Consider the following 19716-nt stretch of genomic DNA (forward strand, 5'->3'; position numbering starts at 1 on the left):
GCTCAGCTCGCCAGGGCTTTGTCGATCACCGCCTTGGCGCCGGGTCCGGACCAGTCGGCCTCGCCGGAGATACGGCCGCGCTCCAGGCCATCCTTGCCCAGGATGAGGGTGGTCGGCATGCCGGCCGCCGCGGGCTTCAGGGCCCAGGGCAGCTTGGCGTCGGGATCGTTGTAGAAGGCGAGCGGGGCCTGCTGGGCGATGAAGGCCCTCGCCTCCTTCAGGGCCTCCGGCTTGTCGATGGAGACCGCGACCACCGCCACCGGCTTGCCCTGGTAGGCCCTGGCGAGTCTGGCCAGCGTCGGCATCTCGATCTTGCAGGGGGCGCACCAGGTGGCCCAGAGGTTCATCACGACGACTTTGCCCTTGAAGGCCGCGGCGGTGAGCTTGCGGCCCTTGGCGTCATAGAAGGCGTAGGCGGGTGCGGCCTGGCCGTCGGCCGGATGCTCCAGCTTCCGGGCCACGTCGTGGGTCGGCGCGGCGGGCGCGGAGGCGACGGGCGCCTCAGGGGCCGGCTTGGTCGAAGCCTGCGCCATGATGTACAGAACCGCCGCGACGCCGATCAATGCGGCGCCCCAGAGGGCCCAGGTGAGAAAGCCGCCCCTGGGCTTCGCTGCGGGATGATCGCTCATATGACCGACGACTCCTCCGACGCCCCCAGGACCGCCAAAGCCGGCAAGGGCCAGACCATGTGGGGCGGGCGCTTCTCCGAAAAGCCGGCCGAACTGATGCAGGCGATCAACGTCTCCATCGGCTTCGACCGCCGTCTCGCGGTGCAGGACCTGGCGGGCTCCCGCGCGCACGCGGCGATGTTGCGCAAGGCGGGCGTGATTTCAAGCGACGACGAGGCGGCGATCCAGGATGGCCTGTCGCGGATCGAGGCCGAGATCGCAGACGGGAGCTTCCCCTATCGGGAAGAGTTCGAGGACATCCACATGAACGTGGAGGCGCGCCTCTCCGAGCTGATCGGCCCGGCGGCCGGCCGGCTGCACACCGCGCGCTCCCGCAACGACCAGGTGGCGCTCGATTTCCGGATGTGGGTGCGCGAGGCCTGCGGCCGCACGATCGACCAGCTGAGAGCGCTGCAGCGCGCGCTGCTCGCCAAGGCCGAGGCGCACGCGGCGACCCTGATGCCCGGCTTCACCCACCTGCAGCCGGCCCAGCCGGTGACCTTCGGCCATCACCTGATGGCCTATCTGGAGATGTTCGGCCGCGACGCTGCGCGCTTCGCCGATGCGCGGGTGCGGATGAACGAGAGCCCGCTGGGCGCGGCGGCCCTGGCCGGCTCGTCGTTTCCGATCGATCGCGACGACACCGCCCGCGCGCTGGGCTTCGAGCGTCCGACCGCCAACTCGCTCGACAGCGTCGCCGACCGGGATTTCGCGCTGGAGGCGCTGGCCGCCGGGACCATCAGCGCGATCCACCTTTCGCGGCTGGCCGAGGAGTTGGTGATCTGGATGACGCCGCAGTTCGGCTTCGTGCGGCTCTCCGACGCCTTCACCACGGGCTCCTCGATCATGCCGCAGAAGAAGAACCCCGATGCGGCGGAGCTGGTGCGGGCCAAGGCCGGCCGGCTGCTGGCGGCCTTCACCCAACTGGCGGTGGTCATGAAGGGGCTGCCTCTCACCTATTCGAAGGACATGCAGGAAGACAAGGCGGCGACCTTCGAGGCGTTCGACGCGCTCGAGCTGTCGCTCAAGGCGATGGCCGGCATGGTCGCGGACATGGAGCCGAACGCCGAACGCATGGCCGCGGCCGCTGGCGCCGGGTTCTCCACGGCCACCGACCTCGCCGACTGGCTGGTGCGCGAGCTGGGGCTGCCGTTCCGCGAGGCGCACCACCTTACCGGGGCCGCGGTGAAGCGGGCCGAGCTCCTGGGCTTCGATCTCGCCACACTGCCGCTTTCGGAGTTGCAGGCGCTGCATCCCGGCCTCACAGAAGCGGTGTACGGTGTGCTCACACCGGAAGCATCCGTGGCGAGCCGCAGGAGTTATGGCGGGACCGCGCCCGACCAGGTGCGGGCGCAGATCAAGCGTTGGAAGGAGATCCTCCGATGAGCCGCAGCCGCCCCGCGCCGATCGGCGCGCTCGTCGCGACCGCCCTGCTGGCCTGCGCGCTCTCCGCCTGCGGCAAGATGGGCGAACTCCAGCGGCCGGGCCCGCTGTTCGGCGGCGCGGCCGCGCCCCAGCACGGCCCGATGCAGCGCAACCAGACCCAGGATCCGAACCGGCCGGTGCAGACCGTCGATCCGCGCGACGAGAACGCCACCCCCGCCCCGCCGCGCACCGTGCCGCTGCCCGGGCAGAACTCGCCGGACGCCTCGGGGCCGCCGGGCGCCTTGCCCAATCCCTACGCCAACCCGCCGCGATGAATCACTTCGAGCTCAAGGACGGCGAGCTCACCTGCGAGGACGTGCCGCTCAAGACGATCGCCGAGGCGGTGGGGACGCCGGTCTACGTCTATTCCTCGGCCACGCTGGAGCGGCACTACACCGTGCTGCGCGACGCGCTGCGGGGCGCAGGGCTCGGCGAGCCGCTGATCGCCTTCGCCGTGAAGGCCAACTCGAACGTCGCCGTGCTGCGGACGCTGGCGAGGCTGGGCGCCGGGGCCGACGTGGTCTCGGAAGGCGAGATCCGACGCGCGCTGGCCGCCGCGGTCCCGCCTGAGCGCATCGTCTTCTCCGGCGTCGGCAAGACCGCCGGCGAACTCGCCTTCGCGCTGAACGCCAAGGTCGCCGAGATCAATGTGGAGTCGGAGCCTGAGCTCAGGCTCGTGGACCAGGTCGCCCAGGGGCTCGGGACGCGTGCGCGCATCGCCATCCGGGTCAACCCCGACGTGGCCGCCGGCGGTCATGCGAAGATCGCCACGGGAAAGGCCGAGAACAAGTTCGGCGTCTCCCTCGCCGAGGCCGAGCGGCTCTACGCGAACGCGTCCAACGCCGCGGGCCTAACGCCCGTGGGACTCGCCTGCCATATCGGCAGCCAGATCACCGACCTCGCGCCCATGGAGGCCGCCTTCAGCAAGATGCGCGGCCTGGTCGAGCGACTGCGCGACCAGGGTCTTACGGTCGAGCGGCTCGACCTCGGCGGCGGCCTTGGCGTCCCCTATTTCAACCAGCCCGCGCCGCCGGGGCCTGTCGACTACGCCGCCATGATCGGCCGCGTCATGGACGGCCTCGACATCGGCTTCGCCTTCGAGCCCGGCCGGGTGATCGCGGCCAACGCCGGGGTGCTGGTCGCGCGCGTGATGCACGTGAACGCGCGGCCCGAAGGGCGCAGGTTCCTGGTGCTGGACGCGGCCATGAACGACCTGCTCAGGCCCGCCATGTACGAGGCCTACCACGACATCCGCCCGGTCAGGCCGCGCCCCGGCGAGCCGGTCGCCTACGACGTGGTGGGCCCGGTCTGCGAGACCGGCGACACCTTCACCCGCGACCGGATGCTGCCGCCGCTCGAAGGCGGCGACCTGATCGCCTTCATGACGGCCGGCGCCTATGGGGCGGCGATGTCGAGCGAGTACAACTCCCGCCCCCTCGTCGCAGAGGTGCTGGTGAAGGGCGCCGATTACGCCGTAGTGCGGCCGCGCGAGACCTACGAGGCGATGCTCGCCCGCGAGCGTCCCGCGCCCTGGCTGCAATAGGCGACCGACCGGTTGACCTGGGATTGCGGTTTGGCGCGGACTGGGGCGGATTAGGTTGACGGTGCAGGAGGACGGCGATGTCGAGCGGTCTGTTCGGGGACCTTCTGGTCATTGATTGCGCGAGCTTCATCGCCGGGCCGGCGGCCGCGACGGTGCTCGGCGACTTCGGCGCTCGGGTCATCAAGATCGAACCGCCGGGGATCGGCGACGCCTACCGCAATCTGTTCCGGCTGCGCGGCACGCCCGACGACGTCGACTACTTCTGGACGCTGGACAACCGCAACAAGGAGAGCCTGTCGCTGGACCTCGGGCGGCCCGAGGCGCGGGCGGTGCTGCACGCGCTGGTGACGCGGGCCGACGTATTCATCACCAATGTCCCGATGCCGGCGCGCGGCCGTCTCGGCGTGCGCGCGCAGGACCTGAGGCCGCTGAACCCGCGGCTGATCTACGCGTCGCTGTCGCCTTATGGCGAGCATGGCCCCGAGCGCGACCGCACCGGCTTCGACAGCACGGTGTGGTGGGCCAGGTCAGGCCTGATGGACATGGTGCGGCCCAGCGCCGGGGCGGAGCCCAGCCTCTCGATGCCCGGCATGGGCGACCATCCGACCGCCATGGCGATGTACGGCGCCATCGTCACCGCGCTCTATCGGCGCCAGCTCACCGGCGAGGGCGCGGAGGTGACCACCTCCCTGCTGGCCAACGGCCTGTGGTCCAACTCCTGCCAGGTGCAGGCCGCGCTCTGCGGCTACGAGCTCACCGGCCGGCCGGCGCGTGGGGCGCGCGGCGCGCTCAACGAGATGTACCGCGCCGCCGACGATCGCTACTTCATCATCTCCAGCACCAATCCCGCCCGGGACTGGCCGCTGCTGGCCAGGGCGACGGGCCATGCGGACTGGCTCACCGACCCGCTGTTCGCCACGCCGGAAGCCCGCCTGGCCAACGGAGCGATCCTGGTCGCCCGTTTCGACGAGACGTTCGCCGCTCGGCCGTTCGCGCACTGGGCGAAGATCCTCACCGAGGGCGACGTGACGTTCGGCATCGTCGGCCAGATCTACGACCATCTCGGCGACGAGCAGATCGAGGCCAACGGCTTGTTTCCGGAGATCGCCGACGGCGAAGGCCTGCGCACGGTGGACAGCCCGTTCCAGATCGTGGGCGAGGCCAAGGCGCCGCCGCGCATGGCCCCGGCGATCGGCGCGCACACCGAGGCGCTGCTGCGCGAGCTCGGCTGCTCGCCGGCGGAGGTCGACGCGCTCGCCGCGGGATAGCGGGACCGGCCGCCGCGATCCCCGTCGCCAGCCCCTACATGTCGACGCAGCTGTCCGGATTGACGGCTTTGTAGGCGCTGCGGCTCCAGACGCCTCGGGTCTTCTCGAACAGGGCCGCCGCCGAGGCCGGCTGGGAGGCGCCCTTGTCGTCGAACCCCGACCAGGTCATGTCGGCGACCAGCTTGGCCGAGACGCCCTGGGCCTGCTCCTGCGGCGTGATCACCCGCTGCGCCTTGCAGGAAATGTCGAACATCTCGCATTTCTGGGCGGGGTCCTTCGAGCGGCAGCTCGGATCCGTCGCGGCGACCTCGTTCTTCCAGGCGTGGATCGCGTCCTCGAGGCCGGCGTAGGGATCGTTCGCGCCGCCGTTCGGCTGCCGGCTGCAGCCGGCCAGGAGGATCAGGCCGAGGGCGAGGCCGCCCGTCACGATTTTCAAGAGGTTCGCTCCGATCAGAGGGCCCGTGCTCAAGCCAAAGACTTGCGGCCCAAGTATGGCGAACGACGGCTCTAGGCGAGCAGGAAACGATCCACCTCGCGCCAGCGGCGGCGCACCGTGGTGAACAGGGAGACGGCGTCCACCCGCTGCCGGACCGGCGGATCGAGGCGCCGGCGAAGCTCGGGCTCCAGGGCGCCGAGGTCGAGCCCCTCCCCGAGCGCCACGGTGACGTGCGGGATGACCGTCTCGAACTGGCCGCCGTAGGGCGGGTAGTCCGGGAAGGCGGCCGCGAGCGCGGCGGAGAGCGCGACGATTCCTTCGGCCGGATCGGGCGCGATCCACAGGGCCTCAGGAAAGCGGCCGACCCTGGCGAAGCTGAGGTCGAAGGCGGCGAAGCCGCGGATCACCTCGGCAACGCGCGCCCGCGGCGTGGGGCCGAGCTGGACCGGATCCATGAATGGGTAGAGCACGGTGACGTGCGCCGGCATCCCCTGGCGCGAGGCCGGATCGTGCCGGTCGCGCAGGTCGCCCACGCGCGCGTCGAGCTCGGGAGCCAGCAGCACCAGGCCCGAGGAGCTCAATCGAGCGCCCCGACGTAGGGCAGGCCGCGCAGCGCGCCGGCGACATCCATCCCGTAGCCGACGAGGAAGCGCGCCGGCGCCTCCCAGGCCACGAACTCCGGCTCGATGGCGCGCCGTGCAGGCCAGGGCTTGCGGGCGAACACCGCTGTGGAGACGTCCTTGGCGCCGGCGTCGCGCACCAGGCGGGCGGCCTCGGACAGCGACAGGCCCGTGTCGCAGACGTCGTCGACGATCAGGGCCGTGCGCCCGGCCAGCGGGCGCTGCAGGTCGGCGCGCACCTCGCAACGTCCGAGGCTCGCGCGCTCGTCGCCATAGGAGGCGAGCCACAGCGCATCGAACCCGACCTTGCGTCCGAGCCGCGCGAGGGCGCGGGTGAGATCGGCGCAGAACCAGAGGCCGCCGGTGAGCAGGCAGACCGCCACGGTGTCATCGTCGATGCGCGGCGCGATACGCTCGGCGACGGCGGCCACACGCTGGGCCACCTCGGCCTCGGTGAGCAGGATGGCGGGCGCCTGCTCAGCCATGCTCGGTGAGCGAATCCGGCGTCCCGGGCGGCAGCGGCTGAGCCTCGGCCGGCGTCGGTCCGGACTGCACCGGGAGGCTTGCGCCGACGGCGGCGGCTCGCTGGGCGTCCACGCCCTCGAACCGCACCTCGAGATCCTGCGCGTTGGCCGGCGGATCGGCGATGGCGATGGCGAAATGCCGCTGCGCCTTGGCCGGGATGCGGGCGTCCAGGGGGCGGGCGATCTTGGCCGCCACGGGCTGGCCGGCGCGGTTCAGGAGATTGATGCGGAGCGGCGGGGACTCCACCGCCTCGTCCTTGACGTTGCGGATCGAGCCGGTGACGGAGAGCACCGGCCGGCCGCCCTGGAAGGTGGGCTCCACGTGCACCGCCTCGATGACAAGTCCGAGGCCCTCCACCGGCAGACCGAGGCCCGCGTAGGCGGCCTGGCTCTTCGGCCAGAGCCGCACCACCTGGGCGCGGAACAGGATCGCCGATGTCACCACGGCGATCACGGCCACGGCGGCGGCGGCCCAGATGAAGGCCTTGGCCTTGGCTTCGCGCGCCGGCGAGCCTGCGCGGCCGTCCGGCGCCAGGCGGAACGGCGCGGCCGCGGGTTCGGCGGCGATGAAGGCCAGATCATCGGCGGGAACGGGCGCCGGGGCAGCCTCCGGCGATTCGGCGCTCGCCTCAGGTTCCGGCTCGGCTTCGGGACGAGCCTCGGCGGGCTGCGGCTCCCGGCCAGCCGTCCACCGTGCGCCGCAGTTCGTGCACTTCACGCTCCGGCCCGACGCCGGGATCCGAGAATCGTCGACGAAATAGCTGGTGGCGCACTCTGGACAGGTCAGTATCATTCGAGCGAATCGGACGCTTTCCAGCAACCTCACCCGAGGTCGCCGATTTCGGCCCCCATGTCCAGAAACCCCGACGCCGCTGCGCATCTCGAGAGCGCCCGCGAGATCGTGCGCTTCGATACTGTTTCGATGCGCTATGGCTACGGGCCGGAGGTGCTGCGGGGCCTGGATTTCACCCTGCCGGCCGGCTCGTTTCACTTCGTCACCGGATCCTCGGGCGCGGGCAAGACCTCGCTCTTGCGGCTCATCGCGCTGGCCGCCCGCCCGTCGGACGGCCGCATCGCGCTGTTCGGACACGATATCGGCCGCATGCCGCCCGCCAGCCGGCCGGCGCTGCGGCGGCGGATCGGGGTGGTGTTCCAGGACCTGCTGCTGCTCGACCACTTGTCGGTGTTCGACAATGCGGCCCTGCCGCTGCGCATCTCAGGCGGCAAGGCCTCCAACTACCGGGGCGACGTCGCCGAGCTGCTCGCCTGGGTGGGCCTGGGCGGGCGGATGGATTCCATGCCGCGGACGCTGGCGGGCGGCGAGAAGCAGCGGTTGGCCATCGCCCGAGCCGTGGTCAACCGGCCGGAGATCCTGCTGGCCGACGAGCCCACGGCCAACGTCGACCACGAGATGGCGCTGCGCATCTTCCGGCTGTTCGTCGAGCTCAACCGGCTCGGAACGACGGTGTTGATCGCCACCCACGACCAGGATCTCGTCGCCCGCTCTGGCCGACCGGTGCTGCACCTGGACGGAGGCCGGCTCACCCAGCGGGCCGCCTACGGCGCCGAACCGGCATGACCGCCTTCGATCCCGTCCGCTGGCGCCCGGCGCCCCTGCTGCCGGAGGCGGACGCCCGCGATGGCGCGTTGCTGTTCGTGGTGGCGGTGCTCTGCTTCCTCGCCTGCCTGACGGCGCTTGGCGTGATCGCGTCCGATCGGGCGGCGCGAGGTTGGATCGGCCAGCTCGGCGGCGAGGCGACGGTGATCGTGCGCCCCAGGTCGGGCGAGACGCCGGACGCCGCGGCCGCGCGCGCGGCGGAGGCGCTGGCCGGAACCCCCGGCGTGGCCGAGGCGCGGGCGCTCGAGCCCGCCAAGGCCTACGACCTGATCCGGCCGTGGCTCGGCGACATCGGCGACCTGGAGGACCTGCCGGTGCCGAGGCTGGTCACCGTGACCCTCGACGAAAAGGCGCCCGCCGACGCCGCGCGCCTGGCCGCCGCCCTGAAGGCGCAGGACGTGGACGGCTCCGTCGACGACCACAGCCTCTGGATCGGGGGCGTCAAGCGCTCGGCCAGCCTGGCGCGCGGGCTGGGCGGCGGCGTCTTCCTGCTGATCGGCGCCGCGGCGGCGGCGGTGGTCGCCTTCGCCACCCGGGCGGGGCTGGCGGCGCGCCGCGACGTGGTCGAGGTGCTGCATCTCTCGGGCGCGAGCGGCGCCTTCATCGCGCGTCTCTTCCAGGTGCGGTTCGCGCGCATGGCGGCCATGGGCGGCCTCGCCGGCGCCGTCGCCGCGGCCCTGGTGGGGGCGGTCCTGCGTCTGGCCGGCGGGCCGCACGGCGTGACGCCCGCGCTCCCCGTCTCTTGGGCGGACCTGCTGGCCATCCTGCCCTGTCCGCTGGCGGCCGCCCTGGTCGCCGCTGCGGCCGCACGCTTCACCGCCCAGGGCCTGATCCGGGAGCTCGAATGAGGAGCGTCGCGGCCTTCCTGGTGCTGGCGCTGATCTGGACGTCGGGGCTGCTGGCCTTCGCCGCACGGGTGCAGCAGTCCACGCCCGCGCCCCAGCCGCAGGTGGCCGACGGCATCGTCGTGCTGACCGGGGCGGCGTCCAGCGAGCGGATCGGCGCCGGCGTCGACCTGCTCTCCAACGGCTACGGCAAGCGCGTGCTGGTCTCCGGCGTCAACCGCGAGGCCAGCCGGGAGGACATCCGCAACGTCTCGGGCGCGGTGAAGCGGCTTTACGACTGCTGCGTCGACCTGGGCTTCACCGCCGCGGACACGGTGGGCAACGCGCGCGAAACCGCCGACTGGACCAAGGCCATGCGCTTCAGGAGCCTGATCGTGGTGACGGCGGACTACCATATGCCGCGCGCCATGCTGGAGCTGAAGGCGGTGCTGGGCCGCCAGGGCGTCGCGCTGCAGCCCTTCCCGGTCGCCACCTCGGCGCTCAACGCCCGGCGCTGGTGGCGCTCGCCCACGGCTGCGCGGTTGCTGGTGGTGGAATATTGCAAGTATCTGGCGATCCTCGGCCGCGAGCTCGTCCTGAATCTCGGTCCCCGCGACCGGGGCCCCGCCGCGGCGCCTCAGAAGGCCTGATCCTTGGTCGTCCTCCGCTCGATCCTCTACGTGGCGCTGTTCTACCTCTGGACCGGCCTGGTCGCCGTGGTCTGCACGCCGATCCTGCTCGGGCCGTCGAGCTGGACGCTGGCCATGTTCCACGCCTGGGGCCGCGGCGTCGTCGGGCTGCTGGCGGTGTGCGGCGTCCGGGTGGAGGTGCGCGGCCGCGAGCACATCCCGACCGGGCCCGCGCTCGTCGCGCCGAAGCACCAGTGCATGCTGGACGTGTTCGCCCAGTTCACCTGGCTGCCCGGCTCGGTGTTCGTGATGAAGAAGGAGCTCAACTGGATCCCGTGGTTCGGCTGGTACGCCGCCAAGGTCGGCACCATCGACATCGACCGCGCGGCCGGGGCGAGCGCGCTCAAGCAGATGGTGCGCGAGGCCAAGGCGCTGTTCGCCAGGGGCCGCCAGATCGTGATCTTCCCGGAGGGCCATCGCGGCCAGCCGGGGGTGGCCGGCGACTACAAGCCGGGCGTCGCCGCGCTCTATCGCGAGCTCCAGGTGCCGGTTCATCCGGTGGCGACCAACTCCGGCGTCCACTGGCCCGCCCACGGCCTGATCCGTCATCCCGGGACGATCGTTTTCGAATACCTGGAGCCGATCCCGCCGGGTCTGAAGCGGGCCGAATTCATGCGTGTGCTGGAGGACCGGATCGAGACGGCCTCGAACAAGCTGCTGCGGCTGTAGGGACGCAGAAGAACGGGGGCCGTGATGCAGGGCTGGAGCGAGTTCTACCTAGGCCAGGTCGGCGCTTCGGCGGCGCTGGGCGGGCTGGTGTTCGTGGGTCTGTCGATCAATCTCGCCAAGATCATGGCCTCGCCGCATCTGCCGGACCGCGCCATGGTCGCGCTGGTCCTTCTTCTGTCTGTGCTGCTCGTCGCCTCGCTCGCGCTTGCGCCCGGGCAGCGGCCCTCCGCGTTCGGAGCCGAAGCGCTCGGGGTGGGGCTCGCCGCCTGGGCGGGCGTCTCGTGGTTGCACGCGAGGACGATGCGAAAGGTCGAGCCGGAATTCCGGGCGGCCGCGATTACGGGCGTTCTCCTGGGCCAGGCCTGCGCGATCCTGCTATGGGCGGGCGGCGCGCAACTGATGGCCGGCATGGTTGCGGGCGCCTACGTGCTCGGGACCGGCGTGCTGCTCATCTATGTGCTGGTCTTCATCCATGCCTGGGTGCTGCTGGTCGAGATCAACCGCTGACCGGGCGCGGTGAGGCGGCGGCGAACTCCCGCGCCTCGACCAAGCCCAGCAGCGCCTCCATGCCCTGGTCGCGCACGCCGGCCTCGCGCAGGTGACGCACGAGGTCGCGCAGGTAATCGACGTTGCGGCCCGAGAGGCCGCTGGCGCCGGCGATCAGTTCGGCCTGATGCTCCAGGCTGAGTGCGCCGGCCCACTGGGCGTGGCGAACGTCCGAGACGAACACCAGCGCCTCCACGCGCCGGCCGTCGGCGAGCCGCACGTGGCGGGTGGTCTCGACGTAGGTCTCCGTCGGCTGCTCGCGCTCGCGAAGGTAGGCGTAGACGCCCGGCCAGTCGGTCTCGGTCACCCGGAATCCTGCACCGCGGGTCGCGCCGCCGGGTGCGAGGCCCAGCACCAGGCCCGGCCGCTCGTAGGTGCCGCGATGATGCACCGAATAGATGCAGAAGGCGCGCCGGCGTCCGTGTAGGGTGGCGGCCGTTCGCTCCACATAGGGGAAGCCCGGCCGCCACATCAGCGAGCCATAGCCGAACACCCATCGCTCGCCCGCCATCCGCCGCGCCCGAACCGCCGAAGCCTCAAGCATGTCTCTGCCCGATCCCGCCCCCGCCCGCAAACCGAGCCGCCTCGGGCTCTATGCGCCGATCGCGGTCCTGCTCGTTCTGATCGTCGGCTGGTCGGGGCTCTGGCTGGCGGCGCGGAGCCAGGCGCAATCGCGCATGGACGCCGCCGTCGCGGATCTGGGGCGGGCGGGCTACCAGATCGGCTGGAGAGAGCGCGACATCGGGGGCTATCCCTTCCGGATGGACGTGACGCTCACCGACCTCGAGGTGCGCGAGCCGTCCGGATGGGGCCTCTCCGCGCCCACCCTGGAGGGGGAAGCCTATCTCCTGTCCGCCACCCACTGGATCATCGCCGCGCCGGGCGGGCTCACCTTCGTGCGGCCGCAGGCCGGGCCGGTGAAGGTCACAGGCAGGCTGATCCGCGCCAGCCTCAGCCACTTCGACCAGCGGCCGCCCGCCTTCGACTTCGAGGGCGTCGGCCTTACCTTCCAGCCCGCGCCGGGCGCGCAGCCGTTCTCGCTGTCGGCGGCCGAGCGCGTCGAGTTCCACCTGCGCGCGGGCCCCGACGACCAGGGCGGCGTGTTCCTGAAGGTCGACAACGGCAAGGCCCGGCTGGCGGGCCTGTTCGCGCGCATCGCCGGCGACAAGCCGATCTCCATCGTCTGGAATTCGACGCTCTCGAAGATGAGCGCCTTCGCCGGTCGGGACTGGCCCTCGGCGGTGCGCCATTGGGTCGACGCCGGGGGTCAGATGAGCGTCCGCGAGGCCGGCGTCACGGCCGGCGAAGCCTTGATCGGCTGCAACGCCGGCACGCTGGGCGTGGGCGCCGACGGCCGGCTTCGCGGCGTCCTGGAGGTGACCCTGCGCGAGGCGCCGCGGGCGCTGGGGGCCATGGGCGCGAGCGGCGTGCTGCCGCGCGAGACCGCCGACGAGGCTGCGGCGGTCGCGCAGGCGCGCGAGGGCGCCGACCACGCCGCGCAGGCCACCCTCGACTTCCAGGCGGGCCGCACGACCTTGGGGCCCGTCGCGATCGGACCTGCGCCGAAGATCTATGAGCCGCGTTGAGTTACGGCGCGAGCAGTCCCGTGCCGACGCTGCCGCTCTTGGCCTGCACCAGCAGCCCATTGCGGACGCGCTTGACGCCCAGCACCGCGGCCGCCACCTCCTGGGCTTGCCGGCAGTCGGCCTCCGACCAGACGACGCCGCTCAGGCGGACCTCCCCGTGGTCTGAGGTGACGGAGATATCGGAGGCGTCGAGCCCGGGCGCGTGTCGCAGCCGATCCAGGACCTCCAACCGGATCCGAAGATCGGACGTGGGATATATCGGCTCGGGCATCGCGCGCACCTCCGTACAGACCACCGGCCCTCCAGCCCCAGGATCGTACGCCCGTTGCGAGCTCCACCGGGCTCACAGCTTCGCGACTGCCGCAAGGTAACCCAAAAGCCGTGCGAAAAGATGGCATGGCTTCGCTCTACGACCGCTTGGTCCTGCCGAAGATACTGTCCTGGGCCTGTTCGCAGAACCCGATCATGCGCCAGCGGCAGAAGGTCGTCCCCGCCGCGGAGGGCCGGGTCCTCGAGCTCGGGATCGGGATGGGCCACAACCTGCGCTACTACGATCCCGGCAAGGTGAGCTCGGTCACCGGCGTGGACCCCTCGCCGGAGCTGCGCGCCTACGCCGTCGCGGCCGAGCGGGATCCGAGGCTTTCGGTGACCGTGCAGGACGGAACGGCCGAGGCCTTGCCCTTCGAGGACGCCAGCTTCGACAGCGTGGTCTGCACCTTCACCCTCTGCTCGGTCTGCACGCCGGCGGCGGCGCTTTCCGAGGCGCGGCGCGTGCTGAAGCCCGGCGGTCGCTTCCTGTACTGCGAGCACGGGCTTTCGCCGGACGAAGGCGTGGCCCGGTGGCAGAGGCGGATCGACCCGCTTTGGTCCCGCCTGCTCGGCGGCTGCCACGTCACCCGCCCGGTCACCAAGAGCATCGCGGCGGCGGGCTTCAAGGTGGAGCGGGTCGAGACCATGTACCTGCCGAAGACGCCGAGGATCGCCGGCTGGAACGAGTGGGGCATGGCGCGGCCGTGAGCCCGGCGCGGGGCCGTCGCGGCTCGCCGCGGCCCGGTGTATGGTCGCTGCCCGCAAGTCGCAGGATTTCCGTGAGCCCCCGCCTCCAGAACCGAAGCCGCCGCACGCCCTCCACGCCGCCCACCGAGCGGCCGGTCGCGACCGTGGCCCGCACCGACGTTCACCGCGCCATGGCGCTGCTCGAACACGGCCACGTGCTGATGCTGCCGGACCTGGCGTTCGAGACCGCGGGCGCCGAGGCCGTCATGTACGCCGCGACCTCCGAGGCCGGCGTCAAGAACGTCAGCTTCAATCCGGCGACCGGCGAGCTGAAGGGCGCATCGCTGGAGGGCGAGCCGCGCCAGCGGCTGACGGGCGTGGTCGCCCGCTACTCCGACTGGGCCGAGGCGCTGGTGCGCGATCTGCTGCCGGCCTACGGCAAGGGCCTGCAGAAGGGCCGTGCGAGCTTCCGGCCGCGCGCGGCCGACCACAACCTGTCCAAGCGCAAGGACGACCGGCGCCTGCACATCGACGCCTTCCCTTCCCAGCCGGTGCAGGGACGGCGCATCCTGCGGGTGTTCCGAAATGTCAATCCGGCCGGCGAGGCGCGGAACTGGCGGGTCGGCGAGCCCTTCGCGGACTATGCGGCGCGCTTCCTGCCCCATGGCCGGCCCATGGCGCCGGGCATGGGCGCGATCCTGCAGGCGCTGCACGTGACCAAGGGCCGGCGCACCGCCTACGACGCCCTGATGCTCCGGCTGCACGATGCGGCGAAGGACGACGATGACTACCAGGCGCATGGCCCGCGCTGGGAGGTGGACTTCCCGGCCGGCGCCACCTGGATGTGCTTCACCGACTGCGTGGTGCACGCCGCGCTCGGCGGCCGCTACGCCTTCGAGCAGACCTTCTACCTGCCGGTCGCGGCGATGGGCGATCCGGCCGTCTCGCCGCTCAGGACCCTGGAGGCGATGACCGGCCGCCGCCTCGTCTAACCGGCGCTTCGCCGGGCCAGCATGGCGCGCACCGCCGCGGCGGCCTCGACCGTGGCGTCGAGCGGCGGATGGGACGGAGCCTCGACGCCGTCCTGCAGGAGGCCGATGACACCGCGCTCGGCGAGCGTCTGGGCGAAGCCCTCGTGGCGGCGGCGCAGATTGAGCGCGAAGACCTCCACCGGATGCGGCGTGGCCAGCGCTTCGGAGACCATCGACACCGAATCGCCGGTGACCACCAGCCGGTCGGCCAGCGCCAGCGCGCCGAGATAGGGATTGTCGCCGCTGCGGTCCCAGACCCACGCGGAGGGATCCGCCCGGCCGGCGTCGCGGAAGACGGCGAGCGCCGCTTCCGGGGTGCGCCGGGACGGCACGACGACAAGGCCGCCGCCGTTGCGCGCCCGAAGCGCGCCGAGCCGCCGCTGGAGCTCGCGCGCCTCGGCGTCCCCGAACGGGCTGTTGCTGGTCGGGCCTCCGAGCAGCACCGCCGTCAGCGGCCGCGGCAGACGGGCGAGCCGTTCGCGCCAGGCCCCCGCGGCCTGCGACAGCCGCTCGGGCGTGATGTCGTGCATGGCGGTCAGCACCTTGACCACCTTGGGCCCGGCGATCTCGTCGTGGGCCATGGCGATCACCAGGTCGAAGCCCGCCAGCGGCGCGCGCGGGTCCTGCACGTGGACCAGGGCCGCGCGGCCGCCGGAGGCCCGCTTGACGGCCAGGCCGACGATCGCCGAGCGCCGGCCGCAGGTGACGATCAGCTCAGGCCAGGGCGGGCGGATGTCATCGCCCTTCGCGGCGTCGATTCCCGAGAGCACGCCCGGCCAGCCGGCCGGCAGCCAGCGTTGCGGCCAGCGCAGCGCGACCACCTTCTCGACCACGGTTTCGGCGACGGCCGCGGCCAGCCCGCGCGCCTGGGTCCGCATGCCCGCCTCGCCGGTGGTGATCGCCCAGGCGGTCAGCGGCGAGGGGCGGGACGGCTCGGCCAAGGATCCGATCGCTTGCGTTGCGGAAGGCCGTGGTAGCTGGGGGCGGGCTCGAACCGCCGACCTGCGGGTTATGAATCCGCCGCTCTAACCAGCTGAGCTACCCAGCCACGGCTCGCGCCGGGGCGCGAGGCGCGGGTTATAGGGTTTCGGTTCCGGGCCTTCAAGCGGCTTGGGTTCGCTCTTCAGAACCGCTAGCTTCCGCCCGGGATGAGCGTCCTTCACCTCTTGGGCACGGCCCGCGAAGGCGGCGCGGAGACCTATTTCGTCGACCTGGTCACGGCGCTGAGGCGCGCCGGCGTGGCGGAGGCCGCGGCCATCCGGGCCCATTCCGGCCGCGAGGCGGCGCTGCGCGGAGAGGGCGTCGCGGTGGAGGCGTTCGGCTTCGGGGGCCCGCTCGACCTCCTTACCCGCCCGCAGGCCGCCGGATTCGCCAAGCGTCAGGGCGTCAAGCTGGCGCTGGCCTGGATGAGCCGCGCCGCACGGCACACGCCGAAGGGCCCTTGGGCGCGGATCGCCCGGCTCGGCGGCTACTACAACCTCAAGTACTACAAGGGCTTCGACGTCCTGGTGGCGAACACCGAGGACATAGCCGACTGGATCGTGGGCCAGGGCTGGCCGGCGGGGCGGGTGCGCTACATCCCGAACTTCGCCGCCGCGCCGGAGGCTGTCGCGCCGATCGCGCGGGCGAGCCTGGACACACCGGCCGACGCCCCGCTGCTGCTTGCCATGGGCCGCCTGCACGAGGCCAAGGCGCACGACGTCAGCCTGGCGGCGCTCGCCAGGCTGCCGGGGGCCTATCTGTGGATCGCCGGCGTCGGGCCCGAGGAGGCCAAGCTCAGGGCGCTGGCGCAAGCCCATGGCGTCGCCTCGCGCGTGCGGTTCCTGGGCTGGCGAACCGATCCCTCGGCGCTCTACCGCACGGCCGACGTCTGCCTGTTCCCCTCCCGCTACGAGCCGCTCGGCAACGTGGTGATCCAGGCCTGGGCGCACGGCCTGCCGGTGGTGGCCGCGGAGAGCCAGGGGCCGAAGGCGCTGGTCCGGCCGGAGGAGGACGCCCTGCTGGTCCCGATCGACGACGCCGATGCGCTGGCGCAAAGCGCGCGGCGGCTGATCGAGGAGCTTCCGCTGCGGGCGAAGCTCGCGGCCAGGGGCCTGGCGCGCGTCGAGGCGGAATTCTCCAAGGACGCCGTGGTCGGCCAATGGACCGACCTCTTCGCCGACTACGGGGCGGTCTGAGATGTGCGGGATCGCGGGCCTGCTGGGCGCCCAGCCGGCGGCGCGCGCGGTCGCGCCGCAGATGATCGCGGCGCTGAGCCACCGCGGTCCCGACGGGATCCGCACCGAGGATCTGGCGGGCGCGGCCCTGGCCCATGCGCGGCTCTCGATCATCGACCTGGAAGGCGGCTGGCAGCCGCTGCATGCGGCCGGCTCGACGGTGATCGGCAACGGCGAGATCTACAACTACCTGGAGCTCGACGAGGCGTTCGGGTTCAATGGCGAGCTGGCCACCGGCTCCGACTTCGAGCCCCTCCTGCACCTCTACGCCCGCGAGGGCGAGCGCGCGTTCGACCGGCTGCGCGGCATGTACGCGCTCTGCCTGATCGGCGCCGACGGGCGGGCGTGGCTCGCCCGCGACCCGTTCGGCATCAAACCCCTCTACATCATGGAGCACGAAGGCGGGCTCGCCTTCGCCTCGGAGCCCCGGGCCTTCTTCAAGGCCGGCCTGATGGCGGCGGTGCTGAACGAGGGGCCGGCGCGGGAGCTCGTGGAGCTCAACTATACGCTCGGCGAACGGACGGCCTTCCAGGGCCTGCGGCGCGTCGCCCCGGGCGAGGTCATGGAGGTCCGCGACGGACGGATCGTGAGCGGGCGGCGGCGAACATGGCTCCTCCCCCGTCCCGGAGAGGACCGGGGAGGTGTCGCAAAAGCGACGGAGGGGGCGCAGCCCGACGCCAACACCCCCTCAACCGCTCCGCGGTCCCCCTCCACCGTCCTCTCCGGGACGGGGGAGGAGCGGGAGCTCCTCGACCGCCTCGACGCCGTTCTCGAGGACAGCGTGCGTGTCCACCAGCGCTCGGACGTGCCCTATGGGCTGTTCCTGTCCAGCGGCATCGATTCGGCCGCGATCGGCGCCCTGATGGCGCGGCTCAACGAGCGGCGGTGACCGCCTTCACCTGCGGCTTCGAGGCGGAAGGCGCCAAGGACGAGCGGGCGGCGGCGGAGAAGGTGGCGCGGGCGCTCGACCTCGACTGGCGGGAAACAAGCTTCGGTGAGGCGGATTTCTGGCGGATCCTGCCTGAGGTCGCCTGGGCGCTGGACGATCCCACCGCCGATTATGCGACGCTGCCCACCTACAAGCTCGCCGAAGCCGCCAGGGGGACGCTCACGGTGGTGCTCACCGGCGAAGGCGGCGACGAGCTGTTCGGCGGCTACGGCCGCTATCGCCGGGCGCTGCGGCCGACATGGCTCGGCGGCCGGCCTGCGGAGCCCCGGCCGGCGGACGCCCAGGTCCTCGCCCGCTGGCGCGCCGAGGCCAAGCCGCCGCCCGGGCTTACCGCGCTGCAGCAGGCCCAGTGGGCCGACGTGACGACCTGGCTGCCCAACGATCTGCTCCTGAAGCTCGACCGCTGTCTCATGGCGCACGGGCTCGAGGGCCGCACGCCGTTCCTCGATCCGGAGGTCGCGGCCTTCGCCTTTCCGCTGCCCGACCGCTTCAAGGTGCGCGGGCGCTACGGCAAGTGGATCCTGCGCAAGTGGCTGGAGCGCACCTGTCCGGCCGCCGAGCCGTGGGCGCGCAAGCGGGGGTTCACCGTGCCGGTGGAGGCCTGGATCGCGCCGCGGGCGAAGGCGATCGGAGACCGCATCGCCGGATTCGAGGCGCTCAGGCGTTTGAAGGGAACGGACGAGGTCAAGGCCCTGTTCGCCAACGAGGGCGCGGCCGGGCGCTGGCCGCTGCTGTTCTTCGCGGTCTGGTCGCTGATCCACCTGGAGGGCGCGGAGCCCAGGGCCGCGCTGGAGGCCGCGGTCGGCGCCATCTGAGGAGACGGAGCATGCGCATCTTCCTGTCGATCCTGGTGCTGGCGCTGCTGGCCGCCTGCGGGGCGCCCGACGCCAAGTCCCACGCCAAGGCCGCTGCGTCCCCGGCCTCAGCCTCGGCAGCAGCGTCCGGCGACAACGCCCCCGAGGAGACCGATCCGCCCAACGGCCGCGGCCAGCACCCGGCCTTCCCGGGCCAGACCCGCGCTCCGGCGCTGCACGCGAACGTCGCCTTCCAGATAGCCACCGTGGCGCGCGGGCTCGACCATCCCTGGGGCCTCGCCTTCCTGCCGGACGGGCGGATGCTGGTGACCGAGCGCGTGGGACGATTGCGGATCGTCAGTCGCAACGGACAGATCTCGCCGCCCGCCGCCGGCGTCCCGCCGGTGGTCACCGGCGAACAGTCCGGCCTGTTCGGCCTGGCCCTCGATCCGGGCTTCCGGGCCAACCGCCTGGTCTACTTCGCCTATATGGAGCGCCGCGCCGGCGGATCGGGCCTGAGCGTCGCCCGCGCCCGGCTGACCGAGGCGGGCGGCAAGCCTGCGCTGCAGGGCCTGGCCGTCATCTTCCGCGCCGAGCCTGCGCTCTCGGGCGACGCCAACCTCGGCGGGCGGCTGGTGTTCGCCCCCGACGGGACGCTGTTCGTCACCGTCGGCGATCGCTTCTCGCCGCAGAACCGCGCCAAGGCCCAGACCCTCGACAACGACATCGGCAAGATCGTCCGCATCAAGGCCGACGGCTCGATCCCCGCGGACAACCCGTTCGTCGGCAAGGCCGGCGCGCGCGGCGAGATCTGGTCCTACGGCCACCGCAACCCGGAGAGCGCGGCGATCAATCCCTGGACCCACAAGCTGTGGATCGTGGAGCACGGCCCGCGCGGCGGCGACGAGATCAACATTCCCGAACCCGGCAAGAACTACGGCTGGCCGGTGATCACCTACGGCATCGACTATTCGGGCGCGCCGATCGGCCGGGGGATCACAGCCCACGCCGGCATGGAGCAGCCCATCTACTACTGGGACCCGGTGATCGCGCCCTCCGGCATGGCCTTCTACGACGCCGACCTGTTCCCCGCCTGGAAGGGCAGCCTGTTCGTGGGCGGCCTCGCCTCGACGCACCTGGCGCGGCTGACCCTGAAGGGCGACCGGGTGATCGGCGAGGAATGGCTGCTGCAGGACATGGGCATGCGCATCCGCGACGTGGTCGTGGGGCCCGACGGGGCGCTCTGGCTGCTCACCGACGACTCCGATGGAAAGCTGCTGCGGCTGGCGCCCAAGTGAACGCCCGGAGGAAAGC

At 72.1% G+C, this 19716-nt stretch carries 24 protein-coding genes and 1 tRNA gene; 16 read left to right on the forward strand and 9 right to left on the reverse strand.

The features are described 5' to 3' along the window. Positions 1–2 precede the first annotated feature (2 nt). On the reverse strand, positions 3–629 hold the full coding sequence (locus tag VLI41_RS11475) for a TlpA disulfide reductase family protein (protein WP_325268212.1): 627 nt from the start codon (positions 627–629) through the stop codon (positions 3–5). Here VLI41_RS11475 and argH point away from each other — a divergent pair, their 5' ends adjacent. The 4 genes from argH to VLI41_RS11495 all read left to right on the forward strand — a co-directional run bounded on the left by argH (position 630) and on the right by VLI41_RS11495 (position 4904). Then, positions 630–2054 carry an argininosuccinate lyase gene (gene argH, locus VLI41_RS11480; protein WP_325268213.1) on the forward strand — a complete coding sequence of 475 codons (1425 nt, stop codon included), beginning with the start codon at positions 630–632 and terminating at the stop codon, positions 2052–2054. It begins immediately after the preceding gene. After that, positions 2051–2368 (forward strand): hypothetical protein, encoded by a 318-nt coding sequence (locus tag VLI41_RS11485; RefSeq protein ID WP_325268214.1) that lies wholly within the window; start codon positions 2051–2053, stop codon positions 2366–2368. Before argH ends, VLI41_RS11485 begins: the two co-directional genes overlap by 4 nt. Further along, positions 2365–3636: a diaminopimelate decarboxylase gene (lysA, locus tag VLI41_RS11490; RefSeq protein ID WP_325268215.1), complete on the forward strand. Its 1272-nt coding sequence runs from the start codon at positions 2365–2367 to the stop codon at positions 3634–3636. Before VLI41_RS11485 ends, lysA begins: the two co-directional genes overlap by 4 nt. 77 nt (positions 3637–3713) lie before the next feature. Continuing rightward, positions 3714–4904, forward strand: coding sequence for a CoA transferase (locus VLI41_RS11495; RefSeq protein WP_325268216.1), 1191 nt, complete (start codon positions 3714–3716; stop codon positions 4902–4904). A 34-nt stretch (positions 4905–4938) separates the two neighbouring features. On the opposite strand, the gene VLI41_RS11500 is transcribed toward VLI41_RS11495, so the two are convergent. From VLI41_RS11500 to VLI41_RS11515, 4 genes are all read right to left on the reverse strand, one after another. After that, a complete protein-coding gene (locus VLI41_RS11500) occupies positions 4939–5340 on the reverse strand; it encodes a hypothetical protein (protein ID WP_325268217.1) in 402 nt (133 codons plus the stop codon). Positions 5341–5411: 71 nt separating this feature from the next. Further along, positions 5412–5921, reverse strand: coding sequence for a 2'-5' RNA ligase family protein (locus VLI41_RS11505; protein WP_325268218.1), 510 nt, complete (start codon positions 5919–5921; stop codon positions 5412–5414). Beyond that, positions 5918–6445 (reverse strand): phosphoribosyltransferase, encoded by a 528-nt coding sequence (locus VLI41_RS11510; protein ID WP_325268219.1) that lies wholly within the window; start codon positions 6443–6445, stop codon positions 5918–5920. Before VLI41_RS11510 ends, VLI41_RS11505 begins: the two co-directional genes overlap by 4 nt. Continuing rightward, complete coding sequence (locus tag VLI41_RS11515) at positions 6438–7364, reverse strand: DUF3426 domain-containing protein (RefSeq protein WP_325268220.1); 927 nt, start codon at positions 7362–7364, stop codon at positions 6438–6440. Before VLI41_RS11515 ends, VLI41_RS11510 begins: the two co-directional genes overlap by 8 nt. On the opposite strand from VLI41_RS11515, the gene VLI41_RS11520 reads away from it, so the two are divergent. Genes VLI41_RS11520 through VLI41_RS11540 form a run of 5 tightly spaced genes read left to right on the forward strand, consistent with a single transcriptional unit; the run spans position 7335 to position 10791 of the window. Continuing rightward, entirely contained in the window at positions 7335–8063 is a 729-nt protein-coding gene (locus VLI41_RS11520; protein WP_325268221.1) for a cell division ATP-binding protein FtsE, read from the forward strand. The two genes, VLI41_RS11515 and VLI41_RS11520, sit on opposite strands and share 30 nt — an antisense overlap. Then, positions 8060–8950: a cell division protein FtsX gene (locus VLI41_RS11525; protein ID WP_325268222.1), complete on the forward strand. Its 891-nt coding sequence runs from the start codon at positions 8060–8062 to the stop codon at positions 8948–8950. The genes VLI41_RS11520 and VLI41_RS11525 overlap by 4 nt, the downstream gene beginning before the upstream one ends. Beyond that, positions 8947–9576: a YdcF family protein gene (locus VLI41_RS11530; protein WP_325268223.1), complete on the forward strand. Its 630-nt coding sequence runs from the start codon at positions 8947–8949 to the stop codon at positions 9574–9576. The genes VLI41_RS11525 and VLI41_RS11530 overlap by 4 nt, the downstream gene beginning before the upstream one ends. A gap of 3 nt (positions 9577–9579) precedes the next feature. After that, complete coding sequence (locus tag VLI41_RS11535) at positions 9580–10284, forward strand: lysophospholipid acyltransferase family protein (protein WP_325268224.1); 705 nt, start codon at positions 9580–9582, stop codon at positions 10282–10284. A gap of 21 nt (positions 10285–10305) precedes the next feature. Next, positions 10306–10791 (forward strand): hypothetical protein, encoded by a 486-nt coding sequence (locus VLI41_RS11540; protein WP_325268225.1) that lies wholly within the window; start codon positions 10306–10308, stop codon positions 10789–10791. On the opposite strand, the gene VLI41_RS11545 is transcribed toward VLI41_RS11540, so the two are convergent. Beyond that, positions 10781–11341: a gamma-glutamylcyclotransferase gene (locus VLI41_RS11545; protein ID WP_325268226.1), complete on the reverse strand. Its 561-nt coding sequence runs from the start codon at positions 11339–11341 to the stop codon at positions 10781–10783. The two genes, VLI41_RS11540 and VLI41_RS11545, sit on opposite strands and share 11 nt — an antisense overlap. 31 nt (positions 11342–11372) lie before the next feature. Between VLI41_RS11545 and VLI41_RS11550 the strand changes: the two genes are divergently transcribed. Then, positions 11373–12416 carry a DUF2125 domain-containing protein gene (locus VLI41_RS11550; RefSeq protein WP_325268227.1) on the forward strand — a complete coding sequence of 348 codons (1044 nt, stop codon included), beginning with the start codon at positions 11373–11375 and terminating at the stop codon, positions 12414–12416. A gap of 1 nt (position 12417) precedes the next feature. On the opposite strand, the gene VLI41_RS11555 is transcribed toward VLI41_RS11550, so the two are convergent. Then, positions 12418–12687 carry a BON domain-containing protein gene (locus VLI41_RS11555; RefSeq protein ID WP_325268228.1) on the reverse strand — a complete coding sequence of 90 codons (270 nt, stop codon included), beginning with the start codon at positions 12685–12687 and terminating at the stop codon, positions 12418–12420. 125 nt (positions 12688–12812) lie between these two features. Between VLI41_RS11555 and VLI41_RS11560 the strand changes: the two genes are divergently transcribed. Together VLI41_RS11560 and VLI41_RS11565 are read left to right on the forward strand one after the other, a co-directional pair. Further along, complete coding sequence (locus VLI41_RS11560) at positions 12813–13433, forward strand: class I SAM-dependent methyltransferase (protein ID WP_325268229.1); 621 nt, start codon at positions 12813–12815, stop codon at positions 13431–13433. Between the two features lie 71 nt (positions 13434–13504). Next, on the forward strand, positions 13505–14404 hold the full coding sequence (locus VLI41_RS11565) for a Kdo hydroxylase family protein (RefSeq protein WP_325268230.1): 900 nt from the start codon (positions 13505–13507) through the stop codon (positions 14402–14404). Here VLI41_RS11565 and VLI41_RS11570 read toward each other — a convergent pair. Beyond that, positions 14401–15384, reverse strand: coding sequence for a mitochondrial fission ELM1 family protein (locus VLI41_RS11570; RefSeq protein ID WP_325268231.1), 984 nt, complete (start codon positions 15382–15384; stop codon positions 14401–14403). The two genes, VLI41_RS11565 and VLI41_RS11570, sit on opposite strands and share 4 nt — an antisense overlap. A gap of 30 nt (positions 15385–15414) precedes the next feature. Next, a tRNA-Met gene (locus tag VLI41_RS11575) sits at positions 15415–15491 on the reverse strand. Positions 15492–15591: 100 nt separating this feature from the next. On the opposite strand from VLI41_RS11575, the gene VLI41_RS11580 reads away from it, so the two are divergent. Genes VLI41_RS11580 through VLI41_RS11595 form a run of 4 tightly spaced genes read left to right on the forward strand, consistent with a single transcriptional unit; the run spans position 15592 to position 19700 of the window. Beyond that, positions 15592–16620, forward strand: coding sequence for a glycosyltransferase (locus VLI41_RS11580; protein ID WP_325268232.1), 1029 nt, complete (start codon positions 15592–15594; stop codon positions 16618–16620). Between the two features lies 1 nt (position 16621). Beyond that, complete coding sequence (locus tag VLI41_RS11585) at positions 16622–17548, forward strand: asparagine synthetase B (RefSeq protein WP_325268233.1); 927 nt, start codon at positions 16622–16624, stop codon at positions 17546–17548. Beyond that, complete coding sequence (locus VLI41_RS11590) at positions 17545–18423, forward strand: asparagine synthase C-terminal domain-containing protein (RefSeq protein WP_325268234.1); 879 nt, start codon at positions 17545–17547, stop codon at positions 18421–18423. Before VLI41_RS11585 ends, VLI41_RS11590 begins: the two co-directional genes overlap by 4 nt. Before the next feature lie 11 nt (positions 18424–18434). Then, entirely contained in the window at positions 18435–19700 is a 1266-nt protein-coding gene (locus tag VLI41_RS11595) for a PQQ-dependent sugar dehydrogenase (RefSeq protein ID WP_325268235.1), read from the forward strand. The last annotated feature ends 16 nt before the right edge of the window (positions 19701–19716 follow it).

Source organism: Phenylobacterium sp., from assembly GCF_035475775.1.
In the GTDB taxonomy this organism is placed as follows: Bacteria; Pseudomonadota; Alphaproteobacteria; order Caulobacterales; family Caulobacteraceae; genus Phenylobacterium.

What these genes read in the sequence shown, in the direction of transcription:
- VLI41_RS11475 (WP_325268212.1), bottom strand. Translation starts at nt 629, where the DNA reads ATGAGCGATCATCCCGCAGCGAAGCCCAGGGGCGGCTTTCTCACCTGG.
- argH (WP_325268213.1), top strand. Translation starts at nt 630, where the DNA reads ATGACCGACGACTCCTCCGACGCCCCCAGGACCGCCAAAGCCGGCAAG.
- VLI41_RS11485 (WP_325268214.1), top strand. Translation starts at nt 2,051, where the DNA reads ATGAGCCGCAGCCGCCCCGCGCCGATCGGCGCGCTCGTCGCGACCGCC.
- lysA (WP_325268215.1), top strand. Translation starts at nt 2,365, where the DNA reads ATGAATCACTTCGAGCTCAAGGACGGCGAGCTCACCTGCGAGGACGTG.
- VLI41_RS11495 (WP_325268216.1), top strand. Translation starts at nt 3,714, where the DNA reads ATGTCGAGCGGTCTGTTCGGGGACCTTCTGGTCATTGATTGCGCGAGC.
- VLI41_RS11510 (WP_325268219.1), bottom strand. Translation starts at nt 6,445, where the DNA reads ATGGCTGAGCAGGCGCCCGCCATCCTGCTCACCGAGGCCGAGGTGGCC.
- VLI41_RS11520 (WP_325268221.1), top strand. Translation starts at nt 7,335, where the DNA reads ATGTCCAGAAACCCCGACGCCGCTGCGCATCTCGAGAGCGCCCGCGAG.
- VLI41_RS11515 (WP_325268220.1), bottom strand. Translation starts at nt 7,364, where the DNA reads ATGCGCAGCGGCGTCGGGGTTTCTGGACATGGGGGCCGAAATCGGCGA.
- VLI41_RS11525 (WP_325268222.1), top strand. Translation starts at nt 8,060, where the DNA reads ATGACCGCCTTCGATCCCGTCCGCTGGCGCCCGGCGCCCCTGCTGCCG.
- VLI41_RS11530 (WP_325268223.1), top strand. Translation starts at nt 8,947, where the DNA reads ATGAGGAGCGTCGCGGCCTTCCTGGTGCTGGCGCTGATCTGGACGTCG.
- VLI41_RS11545 (WP_325268226.1), bottom strand. Translation starts at nt 11,341, where the DNA reads ATGGCGGGCGAGCGATGGGTGTTCGGCTATGGCTCGCTGATGTGGCGG.
- VLI41_RS11550 (WP_325268227.1), top strand. Translation starts at nt 11,373, where the DNA reads ATGTCTCTGCCCGATCCCGCCCCCGCCCGCAAACCGAGCCGCCTCGGG.
- VLI41_RS11555 (WP_325268228.1), bottom strand. Translation starts at nt 12,687, where the DNA reads ATGCCCGAGCCGATATATCCCACGTCCGATCTTCGGATCCGGTTGGAG.
- VLI41_RS11560 (WP_325268229.1), top strand. Translation starts at nt 12,813, where the DNA reads ATGGCTTCGCTCTACGACCGCTTGGTCCTGCCGAAGATACTGTCCTGG.
- VLI41_RS11580 (WP_325268232.1), top strand. Translation starts at nt 15,592, where the DNA reads ATGAGCGTCCTTCACCTCTTGGGCACGGCCCGCGAAGGCGGCGCGGAG.
- VLI41_RS11585 (WP_325268233.1), top strand. Translation starts at nt 16,622, where the DNA reads ATGTGCGGGATCGCGGGCCTGCTGGGCGCCCAGCCGGCGGCGCGCGCG.
- VLI41_RS11595 (WP_325268235.1), top strand. Translation starts at nt 18,435, where the DNA reads ATGCGCATCTTCCTGTCGATCCTGGTGCTGGCGCTGCTGGCCGCCTGC.